This is a genomic window from Oceanicella sp. SM1341 (assembly GCF_003448965.1).
In the GTDB taxonomy this organism is placed as follows: Bacteria; Pseudomonadota; Alphaproteobacteria; order Rhodobacterales; family Rhodobacteraceae; genus Paroceanicella.
The window spans coordinates 302326-318164 of sequence record NZ_QRGC01000001.1 but is presented as its reverse complement, the minus strand read 5'-3'; the positions used below and the strand labels follow the sequence as shown (position 1 = coordinate 318164).

Genomic DNA, 15839 nt, shown 5'->3' with positions numbered 1-15839 from the left:
GCGGCGCGCGCGGGCTCAGCCCCCCTCGGCCGGCACGAGGCGGGTGGTGCCGATGGCGCCGCCGCGGGCCTCGTCGATGTCCAGCGTCATGCGGATGTACTCGCCCCGCCGCCAGAGGTCCGACAGGTCGTCGTAGTGGCGCGAGAACGGGTGGCCGCTCTCGCCGGTGGAGATGATGTAGACCGAGCCGTTGGGGTCGGAGAAATCATACACCGCGCGGAACCCCGAGCCGTGCACGTTGGCGTAGGGCGTGGGGCCCGAGTTGCGCATCTGGCCGCGCATCAGGGTGAAATCGCCGCCCGAGGTGGGCTGCTCGATGTTCACGAACATCGAGAAGGGGAAGATGTCGCCCAGCACCGGGTGTTTCTGCAGCGCCACATGGGCGTCGCCCCAGCGCCAGCTCTCCATCTCGTCGCCGTAGGTCTCCTCCAGCTCGGTGAGCGCGTCGTCGAGCGCGAGGCGGGTGATCTCGGCGCAGGTCTCCACCGGCTCGGTCTTGACGATGTCGCACCAGGCGCCGGCGCCGTCGACATCGCGCAGCACGCGCTCGATGAAGATCGGCTCGATGCCCTGCACCCGGTCGAAGAGCGGGCCGAGCTCGTCGAGCGCGAGGCGCCGGGTGAGGGCGCGCACCCAGGCGGCGTAGATCAGCGGCTCGGGGCCGTATTCGCTCATCTCGCCGTTCCATTCCGCCAGCCGGTCGAGCGCGCGCTTGCGGAAGCGGCCGCGCAGGTCGTCCGGCGCGGGGTCGCCCGCCCACCACAGATCGCGCGCCATCAGCGGCAGCAGGGTGCGCGCGGTCTCCGACACGATGTCGGTCTGGATCTCGACGAAGCTCTCGCGGGAGTGGAACTCGCGCTGCTCGAGCAGCCGGGTGGCGCGCTCGATGCGCTGGCTGTCGCCCCAGTCGAGGTTGAGGTGGTAGGGGAAGGGCTGGTCGGTGGTGCGGTTGTTGGTGTTCACCACGATGCCGCCCGTGGGGTTTTCCACGAAGGGCATGTCCTCGAAGGGCTCGATACCGTCCCAGTCGTTCTGCGCCACCCAGCCGGGCACGGGCAGGCGGCCGCGGCCCTGGTGGGTGAGCTTGCGCAGGGGGGCGGCACCCGCCACCTGCATGGCCACGTTGCCGGCCCGGTCGGCCATCACCACGTTCTGCGCCGGCGCCACGGCGAGGCGCAGCGCCGGGCGCGCCTCCTCGATGGAATGTGAGCGCATCAGCCGGATCAGGCTCTCGATCGAGTGGTCGTCCTCGGTGAAGCCGGTCCAGGCGAGGGTGGCGACATGGCCCTGGGGCGTCACGTCGGAGGCGCCGAAGAACCCGTCGGGGATCACCGGGCCGTGCCGGGTCCAGCGCAGCTCCATGCTCTGGGACACCTCGTCCTTCACCGCGATCAGCACATCGCGCGAGCGGAAGGGCTGCGGGCCCGAGGGGGTGAGGTAGCGCTCCGGATCCTCCGGGTCGAGCTTCTCGATATAGACGTCCTGGTCGTCGACATAGGCGGTGGTGAGCCCCCAGCCGAAATCCTGGTTGCGGCCCATCACCACCGCCGGCAGGCCGGGGATGGAGGCGCCGATCACGTCGGTGTCGGGGAAGTTCATCCGCACCAGCATCCACACGCCCGGCGCGGTGAGCCCGAGATGCGGGTCGGTCGCGAGCAGGGGCTGGCCGGTGGCGGTGCGGCTGCCCGCGGCGGCGAAGGCATTGGAGGCGCCGGCAAAGCCCGGCGGGTTCAGCGGCGAGAGATCGGGCGCGGCGCTCGCATGCTGCCAGGGCGCGGGCACCTGCGGGAAGAGCTGCGAGAACTCGGGCATGCCCACCACGGCCTGGTCCGGGTAGTCGGGCAGGATGTCGCGCAGCCGCTCGGGCGGCAGGGCGAGCGAGAGGGCGGCGCGGCGGGTTTCCTTCGCCGCCTGGGCGGTGAGGTTGAGCGCCATCAGCTTGGCCACGGCGATGGAATCCGCCGGGGTCCAGGGCGCGATCTGCTGGGTGAAGAGCAGGAATTCCGGCGCCCCGCGGCCCAGCGCGTCACGCCCGACCTGGCTGATCCAGGCGTTCACCCCCGCGGCATAGGCCTCCAGCGCCGCCATGGTTTCGGGCGACTGGTGGCGCACGGCCCGCACCGAGATGCCGTAGATGTCGAGCGCGCGCATCAGCCGGTCCACCCCCAGCGTGCGCTCGCCGAACAGCTCGGAGAGCGTGCCCTGCGCGGTGCGCCGGCTCATCTCCATCTGCCACAGCCGGTCCTGCGCGTGCACGAAGCCGAGGCCGAAATAGGTGTCCCGGTCGGTCTTGCCGAGAATATGCGGCACGGCGTGGATGTCGCGCACGATCTCCACCGGCTGGTCGATGCCGCTCACCCGGTACTTGCCGTCGTAATCCGGCAGCGAGCCGGAGGTGACGACCCAGGCGAGGCCGAGCGCCCCGAGCCCGAGGACCACCATGGCAAGCAGGATCCGGGTGAGCCATTTGAATGCAAGGGCCATGGGGGCCTTTCCCTCGAACTTGACCCGCTTTCCTTACCAGTCCATCAAGGCATGGGCAAACCGGAAGCTGGACACATAAAAGGGAGGCATCACCATGGCGAAGCTTGCATTTCTGGGCCTTGGCGTAATGGGTTATCCGATGGCGGGGCACCTGAAGGCGGCGGGGCACGAAGTGTGCGTCTACAACCGCACCGCGGCCAAGGCCGAGGGCTGGGTGGCGCAGCACGGCGGCACGTCGGCGCCCACGCCGAGGGCTGCGGCCGAGGGCGCGGAAGTGGTCTTCGCCTGCGTGGGCAACGATGACGACCTGCGCGCCGTCACCACCGGCCCGGAAGGCGCCTTCGCCGGCATGGGCAAGGGCACGGTCTTCGTCGACCACACCACCGCCTCGGCGGGCGTGGCGCGCGAGCTCGACGCCGCCGCCACCGAGGCCGGGTTCGGCTTCATCGACGCCCCGGTCTCCGGCGGCCAGGCGGGGGCGGAGAACGGCGTGCTCACGGTGATGTGCGGCGGCGAGGAGGCCACCTACGCGAAGGTGGCACCCCTGATCGACGCCTACGCCCGATCCTGCCGGCTGATGGGCCCGGCGGGCGCCGGCCAGCTCACCAAGATGGTCAACCAGATCTGCATCGCGGGCCTGGTGCAGGGGCTCTCCGAGGGGATGAACTTCGCGCAGAAGGCCGGGCTCGACGGCGAGGCGGTGCTGGAGGTGATCTCCAAGGGGGCGGCCGGCTCCTGGCAGATGGAGAACCGCGGCACCACCATGCTGGCCGGCAAGTTCGACTTCGGCTTCGCGGTGGACTGGATGCGCAAGGACCTCGGCATCTGCCTCGCCGAGGCGAACGGCAACGGTGCGAGCCTGCCGGTGACCGCGCTGGTCGACCAGTTCTACAAGGACGTGCAGAAGATGGGCGGCGGGCGCTGGGACACCTCCTCGCTCATCGCCCGGCTGAAGGACTGAGGCGCAGCGGGGCGCCCGGGGCGCCGGGTCTCCCGCCTGCCGATCCGGCGGGCGGAGATCCGGTGCCGCCGGGCGCTCGTGCCCCTCACACCAGCTTGCCGAGCGAGAGCAGCTCGTTCAGCCCGTGCAGCAGCGCCTTGTGGCGGGGCAGCCAGGAGAAGAGTTTCTCGATGCTGTCCTTCGCGGTCTTGGCGACCTCGAAGCCCGTATCGGCGTCGGCGATCTCCTCCTCGGGCGCCGGCGGCGCGCTCCCGGCCTGCCGCTGCGCGCCGCCGCGGCCGTAGTGACGGTTGGCAAGACGCATCTCCTGCCCGGTGAGGGCGATGAGTTCGCGCCCGCCATGGCGCTCCTGCGCATCGGAGAGGATATACCCGACCACCTCGCGGGTGATCTCTGCGCGGATGATTTCCAGCAGGGCGGCGAGGAGCGCCTCGAGGTCGCGCAGGCGTGCGACGCGGGCGGACGGTTCGCCCTGCCGCGTGAGGCGGCCGAGCCCGTCCTTCTTGCGCGCGCAGCAGACCTGCATGGTGTGGAGCATCTCGCTCCAGTCTTCGAACCAGGCGTCGTCGGAATAATCGTCGAGCATCGGGCAGCCTCCGTGTGGCGGGTCGGCCCGATGCTAGCACGGGATGCGCGCTGCGGCGCGGGCCGGGCGCGCGGGGGCGCCCGGCGGGCAGGTGTCAGCGGTAGATGCGGGAGAATTTCGCGCCTTCGAGGCTCGCGCCGGCCATCAGCCCCTCGCGGCCGAAGATGATCCCGATCACCGGCTTGTTCTGGGTGTGGGTGGAGACGTTCACGCCCACGCCGTTGTCGGGGATGGTGATCTCGGCATCGGCGCCCGCGGTCCAGCCATCGGCGGTGCGGAAGTCCTTCAGGGCCTTCTCGGTCATGAAGAACAGCGCCTGGTTGGAGCGCTGGATGCCGGCCTGCAGGCCGAAGGAGGCGGCGGCGACGGAGTAGTAGTCGGTGGGGGCGCCGCCGACGAAGAGCGTGCCCTCGCCGTATTCGCCGCCCACCAGCAGGCCGGCCTTCTTCACGTCGGCCATCACCAGGTAGCCCAGCGCGCGCGACATCAGGTCGGGCGCGCCGTTGACCTTGCGCAGCTGTTCGAGCGCTGCGGAGACGTTCGAGTCGATCTCCGCCTTGGTGTAGGCCGAGGCCGCGACCGGCAGGGAGCAGGCCGCGAGCCCCGCGACCCCGGTGAGCAGGCTCCGGCGGCTGATGACTGTCATGATCTCATTCCTCTCGATCGTCTCGTTCTCATTCGCGCAGGGGCCGGGCGGCCCCCGATCTTTCCTTGAACCGGAAAGTGCCCCAGTTCCGTCGCAGCGGCAATCACCTATGTGTGATCCCGGTGAATGCCTTTGCCCCGCGCGCCGGCCAGGGTCTGGTACGGAACGCGCGCGCCGGAGACCGGGCGGAACGCCCGTCTCGCCGCGGGGGCGGGCCCCCGCACCTCGGCGGGCGTGGCCGGGCGGGCGCCCGGCCCCCGGCACGGAGAGGCCGGCCCCCGCGGGGCGGGGCCGTGCAGGACAGGGCGGTGCAGTACTGGGGGCGGCGGGGGCAGGCCGGGCTCAGTCGCCCTGGGCGAGCAGGGCGGCGACGCGGGGGGCGAAATAGGTGAGGATGCCGTCGCAGCCTGCGCGCTTGAAGGCGCAGAGGCTCTCGAGCATCGCCTTCTCCTCGTCGATCCAGCCGTTCTGCCCGGCGGCCATGATCATCGCGTATTCGCCCGAGACCTGGTAGGCGTAGGTGGGCAGGCCGAACTGGTCCTTCACCCGGCGGCAGATGTCGAGATAGGGCATGCCCGGCTTGATCATCACCATGTCCGCGCCCTCGGCGATGTCGATCGCGGTCTCGCGGATCGCCTCGTCGGAGTTGCCGTAATCCATCTGGTAGGTCTTCTTGTCGCCAGTGAGCGCGCCGCCGGAGCCGACCGCGTCGCGGAACGGCCCGTAGAAGGCGGAGGCGTATTTCGCCGAGTAGGACATGATGGAGACGTCGGGAAAGTCGTTCTCCTCCAGCGCGCGGCGGATGATGCCGATGCGCCCGTCCATCATGTCGGAGGGGCCGAGGATGTCGGCGCCGGCCTCGGCCTGGGCGAGGGCCTGTTTCTCGAGCGCGAGCAGGGTCTCGTCGTTGAGCACCATGCCGTCGCGCACGATGCCGTCATGGCCGTCGGAATTGTAGGGGTCGAGGGCGACGTCGAGCAGGATGCCGATCTCGGGCACCGCGGCCTTGATGGCGCGGGTGGCGCGGCAGACGAGGTTGTCCGGGTTCCAGGCCTCCTCGGCGCCGGGAGACTTGAGGGCGGCGGGCGTGAAGGGGAAGAGCGCCATGCAGGGGATGCCGAGGGCGGCGGCCTGCTCGGCGGCGGCCACCGCGCGGTCGACCGAGAGGCGCTCCACCCCGGGCAGCGAGGCGACGGGCTCGGCGATGTTCTCGCCGTCCCGCACGAAGATCGGCCAGATCAGGTCATCGCGGGTGAGGGTGGTCTCGCGCACCAGGCGTCGCATCCAGTCGGCCTGCCGCAGGCGCCGGGGGCGCGCGGCGGGAAAAGGGGCGTGAAGGCTGCGGTCCATGATGCTACTCCGTGGGAAAAGTCAGGACATGGAATGCCATGCGGTGCCCCCGGGGGCAAGGCGCGGAGCCATGGCCTTCATGCTTGGGAGATATGCAGATGGGGTCTGGCACGGGCCTGCCGGCAAGTTTCATGGCGCTGATCAGCACCGGCACATTCGACAGCCTGTGGTACTGGGTGATCACCGTGCTGGCCTGGAGCGTGACCTGCCACTGGACGGTGGGCGTGCCCTACGATCTGCTGATCCGGGCCGAGCACCGGGGCGGGGAGGCGGCCCGGCAGGTCGACAGCCTCGCGGCCATCCACGCGGCGCGGGAGGCGGCCTCGCTCGCCTCCTCGGGGGCCTATGTGCTGGCGGTGGCGGCCTTCGCGGTGTCGGCGCTGGTGACGCTGGGGTTCTACGGCGGGGTGGAGGCGGCGCAGGGGGCGAGCTTTCTCGCGCTGCCGCTCCTCGTGGTGCGGGCGCTGAACGCGCGGCTCGCGGTGCACATCGCCGCGGGCGGGCTGCAGGGCGAGGCGCTGCGCAAGCGGCTGGCGCGGCGGCGCTTCTTCAATCAGCTCGTGGCACTGCTCTCGATCACCGCGGCGGCGCTCTTCGGGGCGGCCTTCCTCTTCGGCCTCAGGCGCTGGTAGGGGCCTCGCGGCTTGTCTCCGGCGCCCGGGGCCAGTATGGCAGACAGGCTGCCGTACGCTGCGGCCCCGGCCCGCGCCCGCCCCGCAGCCCCCGTGAAGCCCCGGATGCCCGGCCAGAGATCCCGGATGGTCTGAGATGAAGATGACACCGCTCCCTCCCGTCCGCACGCTCGTCGGCGGCGCGCCGCAGGGCTTCGACGCGAAGCTGCTCTGCGACCTCGTGGCCCGGGCGAAGGGCCCGGTCATCCATGTGGCGCGCGACGATGCCCGCGTGGCCGCCATGGCCGAGGCGCTCGCCATCTTCGACCCCGGCCTGCCGGTGCTGCGCTTCCCGGCCTGGGACTGCCTGCCGTATGACCGCATCTCGCCCAACGCCGAGATCGCGGCGACCCGCATGGCAACCCTCGCCACCCTCGCCGCCGGGTTCGACCGCCCCGCGGTGCTGCTCACCACGCTCAACGCCGCCACCCAGCGCGTGCCCGCGCGCGACACCATCGCGGGCGCGAGCTTCACCGCCACCGTGGGTCGGCAGATCGACCTCGAGGCGCTCACCGCCTACCTGGGCCGCATGGGGTTCAACCGCGCCTCCACGGTGATGGAGCCCGGTGATTTCGCCATCCGCGGCGGCATCGTCGACATCTTCCCGCCGGGGGCTGCCTCGCCCGTGCGGCTCGACCTCTTCGGCGACGTGCTCGACGGCGCGCGCCGCTTCGACGCCGAGACCCAGCGCACCATCGAGAAGGTGAGCTCGGTCGAGCTCGCGCCGGTCTCCGAGGTGATCCTCGACGAGGAAGCCATCACCCGCTTCCGCACCCGCTACCGCGAGACCTTCGGCGCCGCCGGCCTCGACGACCCGCTCTACGAGGCGATCAGCGCCGGGCGCAAGCACCAGGGTTTCGAGCACTGGCTGCCCTTCTTCCACGAGCGGCTCGACACGCTGTTCGACTACCTGCCCGGCGCGCCGGTGAGCTTCGACGACCAGATCGACGCCGCCCTGGCCAGCCGCCGCGAGGCGGTGGAGGACCATTACGAGGCCCGCGCCGCCGCGCTGAAGGGCAAGCAGATCTCCGGCACGGTCTACAAGCCGGTGGCGCCCGATCTGCTCTACCTCGACGAGGCGGCCTGGGAGGCGGGGCTGGAAGGCAGAGCGCGCCGGCCCTTCTCCGAGCTGCCCCAGCCCACCGGCCCGGGGGTGATCGACGCGGGCGGCCGCATCGGGCGCAACTTCGCGCCCGAGCGCCAGGCGCAGGAGGTCTCGCTCTTCGGCGCGCTGGCCGACCATGTGCGCGCGAAGCGCCGCGAGGGGCAGGTGGTGATCGCCTCCTACTCCGAGGGCGCGCGCGAGCGGCTGGGCCACCTGATGGCCGACAGCGGGCTGGAGGGCGCCACCCCGGTGAGCCGCTGGGCCGAGATGACCGACCCCAAGGGGCTCTACCTCATCATCTGGGGGCTCGAGCACGGGTTCGAGATCGACGGCGCCACGGTGATCTCCGAGCAGGACGTGCTGGGGGACCGGCTGATCCGGGCGCCCAAGCGCAGGCGCAAGGCGGAGAATTTCCTCACCGAGGTGGGCTCCATCTCGCCGGGCGACCTCGTGGTGCATGTCGACCACGGCGTGGGCCGCTACATGGGCCTGCAGACCATCGAGGCGATGGGCGCCCCGCACGAGTGCCTTGCCCTCGAATACGCCAATGCCGACAAGCTCTACCTGCCGGTGGAGAACATCGAGCTGCTCACCCGCTACGGCCACGAGGAAGGGCTGCTCGACCGGCTGGGCGGCGGCGCATGGCAGGCGAAGAAGGCGAAGCTCAAGGAGCGCATCCGCGAGATGGCGGACAAGCTTATCCGCATCGCCGCAGAGCGGATGCTGCGCAAGGGCGAGATCCTCACCCCGCCCGATGGCGGCCTCTGGGAGGAGTTCTGCGCCCGCTTCCCCTACCAGGAGACCGAGGACCAGCTCTCCGCCATCGCCGACGTGCTCGAGGACATGGCCTCCGGCCGGCCGATGGACCGGCTGGTGTGCGGCGACGTGGGCTTCGGCAAGACCGAGGTTGCCCTGCGCGCGGCCTTCGTGGCGGCGATGTCGGGCGTGCAGGTGGCGGTGGTGGCGCCCACCACGCTGCTCGCCCGCCAGCACTACAAGGGCTTTGCCGAGCGCTTCCGCGGCATGCCGGTGAAGGTGCGCCAGCTCTCGCGCTTCGTCTCGGCGAAAGAGGCGCAGGAGACGCGTGACGGCCTTGCCCGCGGCGAAGTGGAGATCGTGGTGGGCACGCATGCGCTGCTCTCCAAGCAGGTGCGCTTTGCCAATCTCGGCCTGCTGGTGGTGGACGAGGAGCAGCATTTCGGCGTGGCGCACAAGGAGCGGCTGAAGCAGCTGCGCTCCGACATCCACGTGCTCACCATGACCGCGACGCCGATCCCCCGCACCCTCCAGATGTCGCTCTCGGGCGTGCGCGAGCTGTCGCTCATCGCCTCGCCCCCGGTCGACCGCCTCGCGATCCGCACCTACGTGAGCCCGTTCGACCCCGTGGTGGTGCGCGAGGCGCTGCTGCGCGAGCATTACCGCGGCGGGCAGTCCTTCTTCGTGGTGCCGCGCATCTCCGACCTCGAGGAGACGGAGGCGTTCCTCAAGGAGCAGCTGCCGGAGCTGAGTTTCGTCGTGGCGCATGGCCAGATGGCGCCGGGCGAGCTCGATGACCGGATGAACGCCTTCTACGACGGCAAGTACGACGTGCTGCTGGCCACCACCATCGTGGAATCGGGCCTCGACATCCCCACGGCGAACACGCTCGTCGTCGGCCGGGCCGACATGTTCGGCCTCGCCCAGCTCTACCAGATCCGCGGCCGCGTGGGCCGCTCGAAGCTGCGCGCCTATGCCTATTTCACCACCGAGCCGCGCAAGAAGCTCACGCCCGCGGCCGAGAAGCGCCTGAAGGTGCTCGGCTCGCTTGACAGTCTCGGGGCGGGCTTCAACCTCGCCTCGCATGACCTCGACATCCGCGGCGCGGGCAACCTGCTGGGCGAGGAACAGTCCGGCCAGGTGCGCGAGGTGGGCTACGAGCTTTACCAGGAGATGCTGGAGGAGGCGATCACCCGCCTGCGCTCCGGCGAGGGCGAGGGGCTGGCCGAACTCGACGAGCAGTGGTCGCCGCAGATCAACCTCGGTGTGCCGGTGCTGATCCCGGAGGAGTATGTCCCCGACCTCGACGTGCGCCTCGGCCTCTACCGCCGCCTCTCCGGGCTGGAGACCAAGGTGGAGCTGGAGGGCTTCGCCGCCGAGCTGATCGACCGGTTCGGCGCCCTGCCCAAGGAGGTGGAGGTGCTGCTGCGGGTGGTGCGCATCAAGACCATGTGCCGCCGCGCCGGCATCGCCCGGCTCGACACCGGGCCGAAGGGCGCGGTGCTCACCTTCCGCAACGACAAGTTCGCCAATCCGGCGGGGCTCGTGGCCTTCCTGAACGACCAGAAGGGCCAGGCGAAGATCCGCGACAACAAGGTGGTGATCCAGCGGGGCTGGGAGACCGCGGGCCAGCGGGTGAAGGGCGCCTACGGCATCGCGCGCGACCTCGCGGCGCTGGCGAAACAGGCCTGAGGGCCCGGCCCCGAATGGAAACGGCCCCGCGAAGGGGCCGCCATGCCTGTTGCCGGGCCGGTCGCTCTCAGAAGAGCAGCACCGTGAGGGTAAGCAGCGAGAGCGCGCCGAACTCGTAGCACAGCAGCATGCGATGCTCGTGGCGCAGGTTCGATGACATGAGCTGGCGGCCCTCCATGTCGCGGGCGGCCATCACCCTCAGCTCGCCGTCGCGGATGCGCTGGCGCATGGGCAGGGTGAGCACGAGGAACAGGCCGACCGCGAGCATGAAGAAAGCGATGGTGCCGCGGTGCAGGTCCGAGGCGAGGCCGAAGAGCCCCGCCACCGCCAGGCCGATGCCCAGCAGCATCAGCACGAGAAAGCTCAGCGGGTGGCGCACCCGCTGGTTCACCTGGCGCTCCGCCTCCTCCGGCGCGATCTCGCCCACCGGCATGCGGCAGTTGGCGATCGGGCAGATCAGCAGCTTGACGAGCGAGCACGAGGCCCAGATCAGCGCGATCACGATGATCGCCCAGGAAGCGGGCGTCGCGCCGACCCGCTGCAGGACCTCGAGAAATCCGTTCATCGCGCCTCCGTATCCTCTTCCTCGTCCGCGTCCTCGCCGGATATGGGCATGGAGCGGAGCTGTTCAATCACCTGCGCCCAGGTCTCGCTCTCCTGTGCGCCCTGGAGCACATACTTGCCGCCGATGAGGAAGGTGGGCACGCCGGTCACGCCCATCTCGCGGGCCATGGCGTCCTCCTTCTCGATCTCCTCGCGCTCCGCGTCGCCGGTGAGCAGGCGCAGGATGGCCTCGCCGTCGAGCCCGGCCTGCTCGGCCACCTCCACCAGAACCGGCAGCTCGGAGATGTCCTGGCCCTCGCGGAAGTAGCGGCGGAACAGCTCGTCGGCCACCATGGTCTGGTTGCCGGTCACGCTGGCCCAGCGGATCAGGCGGTGACAGTCGGTGGTGTCGGGCGTGCGGGTGATGCGGTCGAACTCGAACTGCACGCCCACCTCGGCGCCGGCCTCGCTCAGGCGGGCGTTCATCGCCTCGAACTCGGCGGCGCCGAACTTCGCCGCCATGAAGGCGCGCCGGTCCGCGCCCTCGCGCGGCATGTCGGGGTTGAGCCGGAAGGGCCGCCAGCGGATGTCGAACGGATGGTCGGGGGCCGCGTCCAGCGCCCGGTCGAGTTTCGCCTTGCCCAGGTAGCACCAGGGGCAGATCGGGTCGGAGATGATGTCGAGTGTGATCATGGGCGCGAGCCTAGCAAGGCGTGCCGCGCTTTGGAATTCACATTCCGTCTCGCCATTCCCGGCCCGATCGCATAGAGGAAGGGGGATCTAAGGAGGAGGGCGATGGCCGACCCCCGGGAAAACAGTCTCTTGCAACTGGCGCGCGCAGGCCAGCCGCAGGCCGCGGTCGAGGAACTGCGGCTGGGCGAGCGTGTGCGCGAGCTGCGCCGCGAGCGCAACTGGACGCTGGAGCAGGCGGCGAAGCAGGCCGGGCTGGCGCGCTCCACGCTCTCGAAGATCGAGAACGAGCAGATGTCTCCCACGTTCGATGCGGTGCAGAAGCTGGCGCGCGGCCTCGGCATCTCGGTGCCGCAGCTCTTCACCCCCTCGCGCTCCGACCGGGTGCTGGCGCGCCGAGCCCTCACGCCCGCGGGGCAGGGCAAGCCGCACCCGACGCCCACCTACGAGCACCGCATGCTCGCGCCCGAGATCGCGGCCAAGAAGATGCTGCCCTATCTCGCCACCATCCGCGCCCGCGCCTTTGAGGAGTTCGACGGCTGGGTGCGCCATGACGGCGAGGAATTCCTCTTCGTGGTCTCGGGCCGCATCCGCTTCTTCTGCGAGTATTACGAGGCGGTGGAGATGGGCCCCGGCGACAGCGCCTATTACGACGCCTCCATGGGCCACAACCTCGTGTCGATCTCGGCCGAGGACGCCGAGGTGCTCTGGGTCACCACCCTAGATCCGCAATAGGCAGGCGCCCCGGCCGGGCGGCCCGCGCGCGGCCCGCGACCCGCCCAAAAAAAAACGCCCTCACGAGGAGGGCGTTGAGTGTTGAGGCAGGTTTCATACAGGCAAGAAACCTATCGAGCAGTGGGGAGATCATACGCAATGCGGCCCCGAGCGCCAAGCGAAAATTAACGGCGGTTGCCAAGTGCCTAAACTTGCAATGAAACTCCCGCAAACGACTGGAGCAGACCATTGACGATTGTCCGATCCCTCCTGGCCACAATCCTGTTGCTGGACGCATCTGTAGCGGTCGGCGCGCCGCGGCACGCTATATCCATGTACGGAGAGCCGGCGCTGCCGGAGGGATTCGACCATCTGCCCTACGCGAATCCCGACGCGCCGCAGGGCGGGCGCATCGTGATGGGCGAGCTCGGCGGCTTCGATAGTCTCAACCCGTGGATCCTGAAGGGCAACGCGCCCTGGGGCATGCGCAGCCATGTGTTCGAATCGCTCATGGGCCGCAGCATCGACGAGCCCTTCACCCTCTACGGCCTGCTCGCCGAATCGGTGGAGACCGATGACGCCCGCTCCTGGGTGGAGTTCACCCTGCGCCCCGAGGCCCGGTTTTCCGACGGAAACCCGGTGACGGTGGAGGACGTGATGTTCTCCATGCAGGTGCTGGCCGAGAAGGGCCTGCCGGGCTTTGCCTCCTCCTGGGCGAAGGTGGCGAAGATGGAGCAGACCGGGCCGCGCTCGATCCGCTTCACCTTCTCGGAGGAGGACCGCGAGCTGCCGCTCATCCTCGGGCTGCGGCCCATCCTGGAGAAGGCGGACTGGGAGGGGCATGACTTCGCCCAGAGCTCGATGCGCATCCCCGTGGGCTCCGGCCCCTACGTGGTGGCGGATGCGAAGCCGGGCCGCTCCCTCACCTTCCGCCGCAACCGCGACTACTGGGGCGACGGCATCGGCTTCAACCGCGGGCGCAACAATCTCGACGAGATCCGCTACGATTTCTTCCGCGATTCCAACGCGCTGTTCGAGGCGTTCCGCGGCGGGCTGCTCTCGGCCCAGCGCGAGGGCGACGCGGTGCGCTGGCAGACGGAATACGATTTCCCCGCGGTGCGCGACGGCCGGGTGGTGCTCTCCACCATCCCCAACGGCCGGCCCACGGGCATGCACGGCTTCGTGTTCAACACCCGCCGGCCGATGTTCGCCGACATCCGCGTGCGCGAGGCGCTGACCCTCGCCTTCAACTTCGACTGGATCAACGCGCGGCTGCTCGGCGGGGCCTACCGGCGCATCCCGAGCTATTTCGGCAACTCGCCGCTGGGTATCGAGGGCCCCGCCGGCGAGGGCGAGCGCGCGCTGCTCGAGCCCTTTGCCGAGGAGCTGCCCGAGGACATCTTCGAGGCTGAGGAGCCGCAGAACGGCGATGCACAGGGCCGCAACCGCCGTGCCCTGCGCGAGGCGCGCAAGCTGCTGGAGGAGGCGGGCTGGAGCGTGGGCGCGAACGGCGTGCTGGCCGACACCTCCGGCCAGCCGATGCGCATCGACATCATGCTGCGCGGCGCGGACGACGAGGCGGTGGCCGGCATCTTCGTCGACGCGCTGAAGTCGCTGGGCATCGAGGCGCGGGCCATCTTCACCGATGACGCCCAGTACAACGCCCGCCGCACCTCCTATGACTACGACATGATGGTGAACACCTGGGCGCTGTCGCTCAGCCCCGGCAACGAGCAGGAGTTCTACTGGGGCTCGGCCGGCCGCACCCAGGAGGGCACGCGCAACTACATGGGGCTCGCAAGCCCGGCGGTGGACGCGCTCATCCCGCAGATGCTCTCGGCGCGCAGCATGGAGGCGTTCACCTCCGCCACCCGCGCGCTCGACCGGGTGCTGACCAAGGGGCGCTATGTCATTCCGTTCTGGTACACGCCGGAGAGCTGGATCGCCCATGAGGCGACGCTGCACTACCCGGACACCACGCCGCTCTACGGCGACTGGCCGGGCTTCCTGCCCGAGGTCTGGTGGCGCGCGCCCTGATGCGGGGCGCTCAGTGGCCCAGCAGCAGCTGGGCCGCGATCGCCCACATCACGATGCCGATGAGGATGTCGAGCACGCGCCAGCTCGCCGGCCGGCGCATCAGCGGCGCGAGCAGCCGCGCGCCGTAGCCCAGCGCGAAGAAGAAGGCGAAGGAGGCCGCCACCGCGCCCGCGCCGAAGGCCGTCTTCGGCCACGCGCCGTGATAGGCGGTGGAGACGGCGCCGATCAGCCCGAACGTGTCGAGATAGACATGCGGGTTCGCCCAGGTGAGGGTGAGGCAGGTGGCAAGCGTGGGGCCCAGGGCCGCCGGCACGCCGCCGCCCGCCTCCAGCACCTGCGGATGCAGGGCGGCGCGAAAGCGCAGCGCCCCGTAGACGATGAGGAAAGCCGCCCCCGCCCAGCGCATCACCAGCGGCAGCAGCGGCACGGCGGAGACCACGGCGCCGAAGCCCGCCACCCCGCCCGCGATCAGCAGCGCATCCGACAGCGCGCAGGCGAGGCACACCGCGAAGACATGCGCGCGCATCAGCCCCTGGCGCAGCACGAAGGCGTTCTGCGCGCCGATGGCGAGGATCAGCGAGCCGCCGGTGAGAAAGCCGCGCAGGGCAGCGGCGAGGAGCAGGGCGGTGGTCATGCCCGGCCCTGCGGGCGGGGGGGAAAGCGGTGTCCGGGCATCGGGGGGTCTCTCTTTGCGGGAACAGCCCCCTTAGCGCCCGGGGTCGGCGCCGGGCAACCCCCGGCGCGCCGTTCTCAGCCCGCGGTTACCGGGGCCCGCGCGCCGGCGGGCCGGCGGCCGGCGGCGATCTCGGCGGCGCTCGGCGGCATCACCAGCCCGGCGGAGATGATCAGCTTCGCCGCCGCCTCGATGTCCATGTCGAGCAGCACCACGTCGCGCCGCGGCACGAAGAGCAGGAAGCCCGAGGTGGGGTTTGGCGTGGTGGGCAGGAACACCGAGAGCATCTCCGGCTCGTTCACCCGCACCGGGATCTCGCCGCGGGTCTCGGTCGAGATGAAGGCGACCGACCACACGCCCTTGCGCGGGTACTCGATGAGGCAGGCCTGCTTGAAGCTCTGCTCCGACTGGCTGAAGATCGTCTCCACGATCTGCTTCAGCGCGTTGTAGACCGAGCGCACGATGGGCATCCGGTCGACCAGGCTCTCGCCCAGGCGCACGATCTGCCGGCCGAAGAGGTTCTTCGTGAAGGTGCCCACGATGGCGGTGAACAGCACGAAGATCACCACGCCGAAGCCGGGGATGTTCACGTCGAGATAGGTGGAGGGGTTGTAGCGCGCCGGCACCCAGGGCACCACCTGGTCGTCGATGAACGTGACCACGGTCCAGATCAGGTAGATGGTGAGAACCACCGGGGCCACGATCACGAGGCCGGTGAGGAAGTTGCCGCGCACGCGGGCGAAAAACCCGGGTTTGCGCTCCGTGTGTCGTGCCCGCGACCGCTTCCTTGCCATAGTGCTCCTTTGTCGCGCCCGCGCGTGAAAACCCTGTCTGCGTTCTAGTTAAGCCGGTCCTGCGCCCGCTGCAACGGGTCCGGCGACATCTGGTCGCGCTTGGTTTACAAAATCTTTTCCTTAGATCGGCAACAGGT

Annotated in this window: 13 protein-coding genes; 5 read left to right on the top strand and 8 right to left on the bottom strand. The window is 70.1% G+C overall.

Annotated features, from left to right (window positions below):
• Nucleotides 1-15 precede the first annotated feature (15 nt).
• Complete coding sequence (locus D3P35_RS01430) at nucleotides 16-2484, bottom strand: penicillin acylase family protein (protein ID WP_118132665.1); 2469 nt, start codon at nucleotides 2482-2484, stop codon at nucleotides 16-18.
• Nucleotides 2485-2578: 94 nt separating this feature from the next.
• On the opposite strand from D3P35_RS01430, the gene D3P35_RS01425 reads away from it, so the two are divergent.
• Complete coding sequence (locus tag D3P35_RS01425; RefSeq protein WP_118132664.1) at nucleotides 2579-3445, top strand: NAD(P)-dependent oxidoreductase; 867 nt, start codon at nucleotides 2579-2581, stop codon at nucleotides 3443-3445.
• An 85-nt stretch (nucleotides 3446-3530) separates the two neighbouring features.
• On the opposite strand, the gene D3P35_RS01420 is transcribed toward D3P35_RS01425, so the two are convergent.
• The 3 genes from D3P35_RS01420 to hemB all read right to left on the bottom strand — a co-directional run bounded on the left by D3P35_RS01420 (nucleotide 3531) and on the right by hemB (nucleotide 6027).
• On the bottom strand, nucleotides 3531-4031 hold the full coding sequence (locus D3P35_RS01420; RefSeq protein ID WP_118132663.1) for a hypothetical protein: 501 nt from the start codon (nucleotides 4029-4031) through the stop codon (nucleotides 3531-3533).
• A 94-nt stretch (nucleotides 4032-4125) separates the two neighbouring features.
• Nucleotides 4126-4677: a YSC84-related protein gene (locus D3P35_RS01415; RefSeq protein WP_118132662.1), complete on the bottom strand. Its 552-nt coding sequence runs from the start codon at nucleotides 4675-4677 to the stop codon at nucleotides 4126-4128.
• Between the two features lie 342 nt (nucleotides 4678-5019).
• A complete protein-coding gene (gene hemB / locus D3P35_RS01410; protein WP_118132661.1) occupies nucleotides 5020-6027 on the bottom strand; it encodes a porphobilinogen synthase in 1008 nt (335 codons plus the stop codon).
• 98 nt (nucleotides 6028-6125) lie between these two features.
• Between hemB and D3P35_RS01405 the strand changes: the two genes are divergently transcribed.
• Together D3P35_RS01405 and mfd are read left to right on the top strand one after the other, a co-directional pair.
• Nucleotides 6126-6659, top strand: a complete 534-nt coding sequence (locus tag D3P35_RS01405) for a hypothetical protein (protein ID WP_118132660.1) — start codon at nucleotides 6126-6128, stop codon at nucleotides 6657-6659.
• A 142-nt stretch (nucleotides 6660-6801) separates the two neighbouring features.
• Nucleotides 6802-10251 (top strand): transcription-repair coupling factor, encoded by a 3450-nt coding sequence (mfd, locus tag D3P35_RS01400; protein ID WP_118132791.1) that lies wholly within the window; start codon nucleotides 6802-6804, stop codon nucleotides 10249-10251.
• Between the two features lie 67 nt (nucleotides 10252-10318).
• On the opposite strand, the gene D3P35_RS01395 is transcribed toward mfd, so the two are convergent.
• Nucleotides 10319-10816, bottom strand: a complete 498-nt coding sequence (locus D3P35_RS01395) for a hypothetical protein (protein WP_118132659.1) — start codon at nucleotides 10814-10816, stop codon at nucleotides 10319-10321.
• Entirely contained in the window at nucleotides 10813-11487 is a 675-nt protein-coding gene (locus D3P35_RS01390; protein WP_118132658.1) for a DsbA family oxidoreductase, read from the bottom strand. The genes D3P35_RS01395 and D3P35_RS01390 overlap by 4 nt, the downstream gene beginning before the upstream one ends.
• 102 nt (nucleotides 11488-11589) lie before the next feature.
• Here D3P35_RS01390 and D3P35_RS01385 point away from each other — a divergent pair, with 102 nt between their 5' ends.
• The gene (locus D3P35_RS01385) at nucleotides 11590-12219 is read left to right on the top strand and encodes a helix-turn-helix domain-containing protein (protein WP_118132657.1); all 630 of its coding nucleotides are present in this window, start codon (nucleotides 11590-11592) and stop codon (nucleotides 12217-12219) included.
• Nucleotides 12220-12531: 312 nt separating this feature from the next.
• A complete protein-coding gene (locus tag D3P35_RS01380; protein ID WP_118132656.1) occupies nucleotides 12532-14235 on the top strand; it encodes an extracellular solute-binding protein in 1704 nt (567 codons plus the stop codon).
• Between the two features lie 10 nt (nucleotides 14236-14245).
• Here D3P35_RS01380 and D3P35_RS01375 read toward each other — a convergent pair whose 3' ends face one another.
• Both D3P35_RS01375 and D3P35_RS01370 read right to left on the bottom strand, forming a co-directional pair.
• Nucleotides 14246-14869, bottom strand: a complete 624-nt coding sequence (locus D3P35_RS01375) for a LysE/ArgO family amino acid transporter (protein WP_118132655.1) — start codon at nucleotides 14867-14869, stop codon at nucleotides 14246-14248.
• Nucleotides 14870-14985: 116 nt separating this feature from the next.
• On the bottom strand, nucleotides 14986-15702 hold the full coding sequence (locus D3P35_RS01370) for a DUF502 domain-containing protein (RefSeq protein ID WP_118132654.1): 717 nt from the start codon (nucleotides 15700-15702) through the stop codon (nucleotides 14986-14988).
• Between the last annotated feature and the right edge of the window lie 137 nt (nucleotides 15703-15839).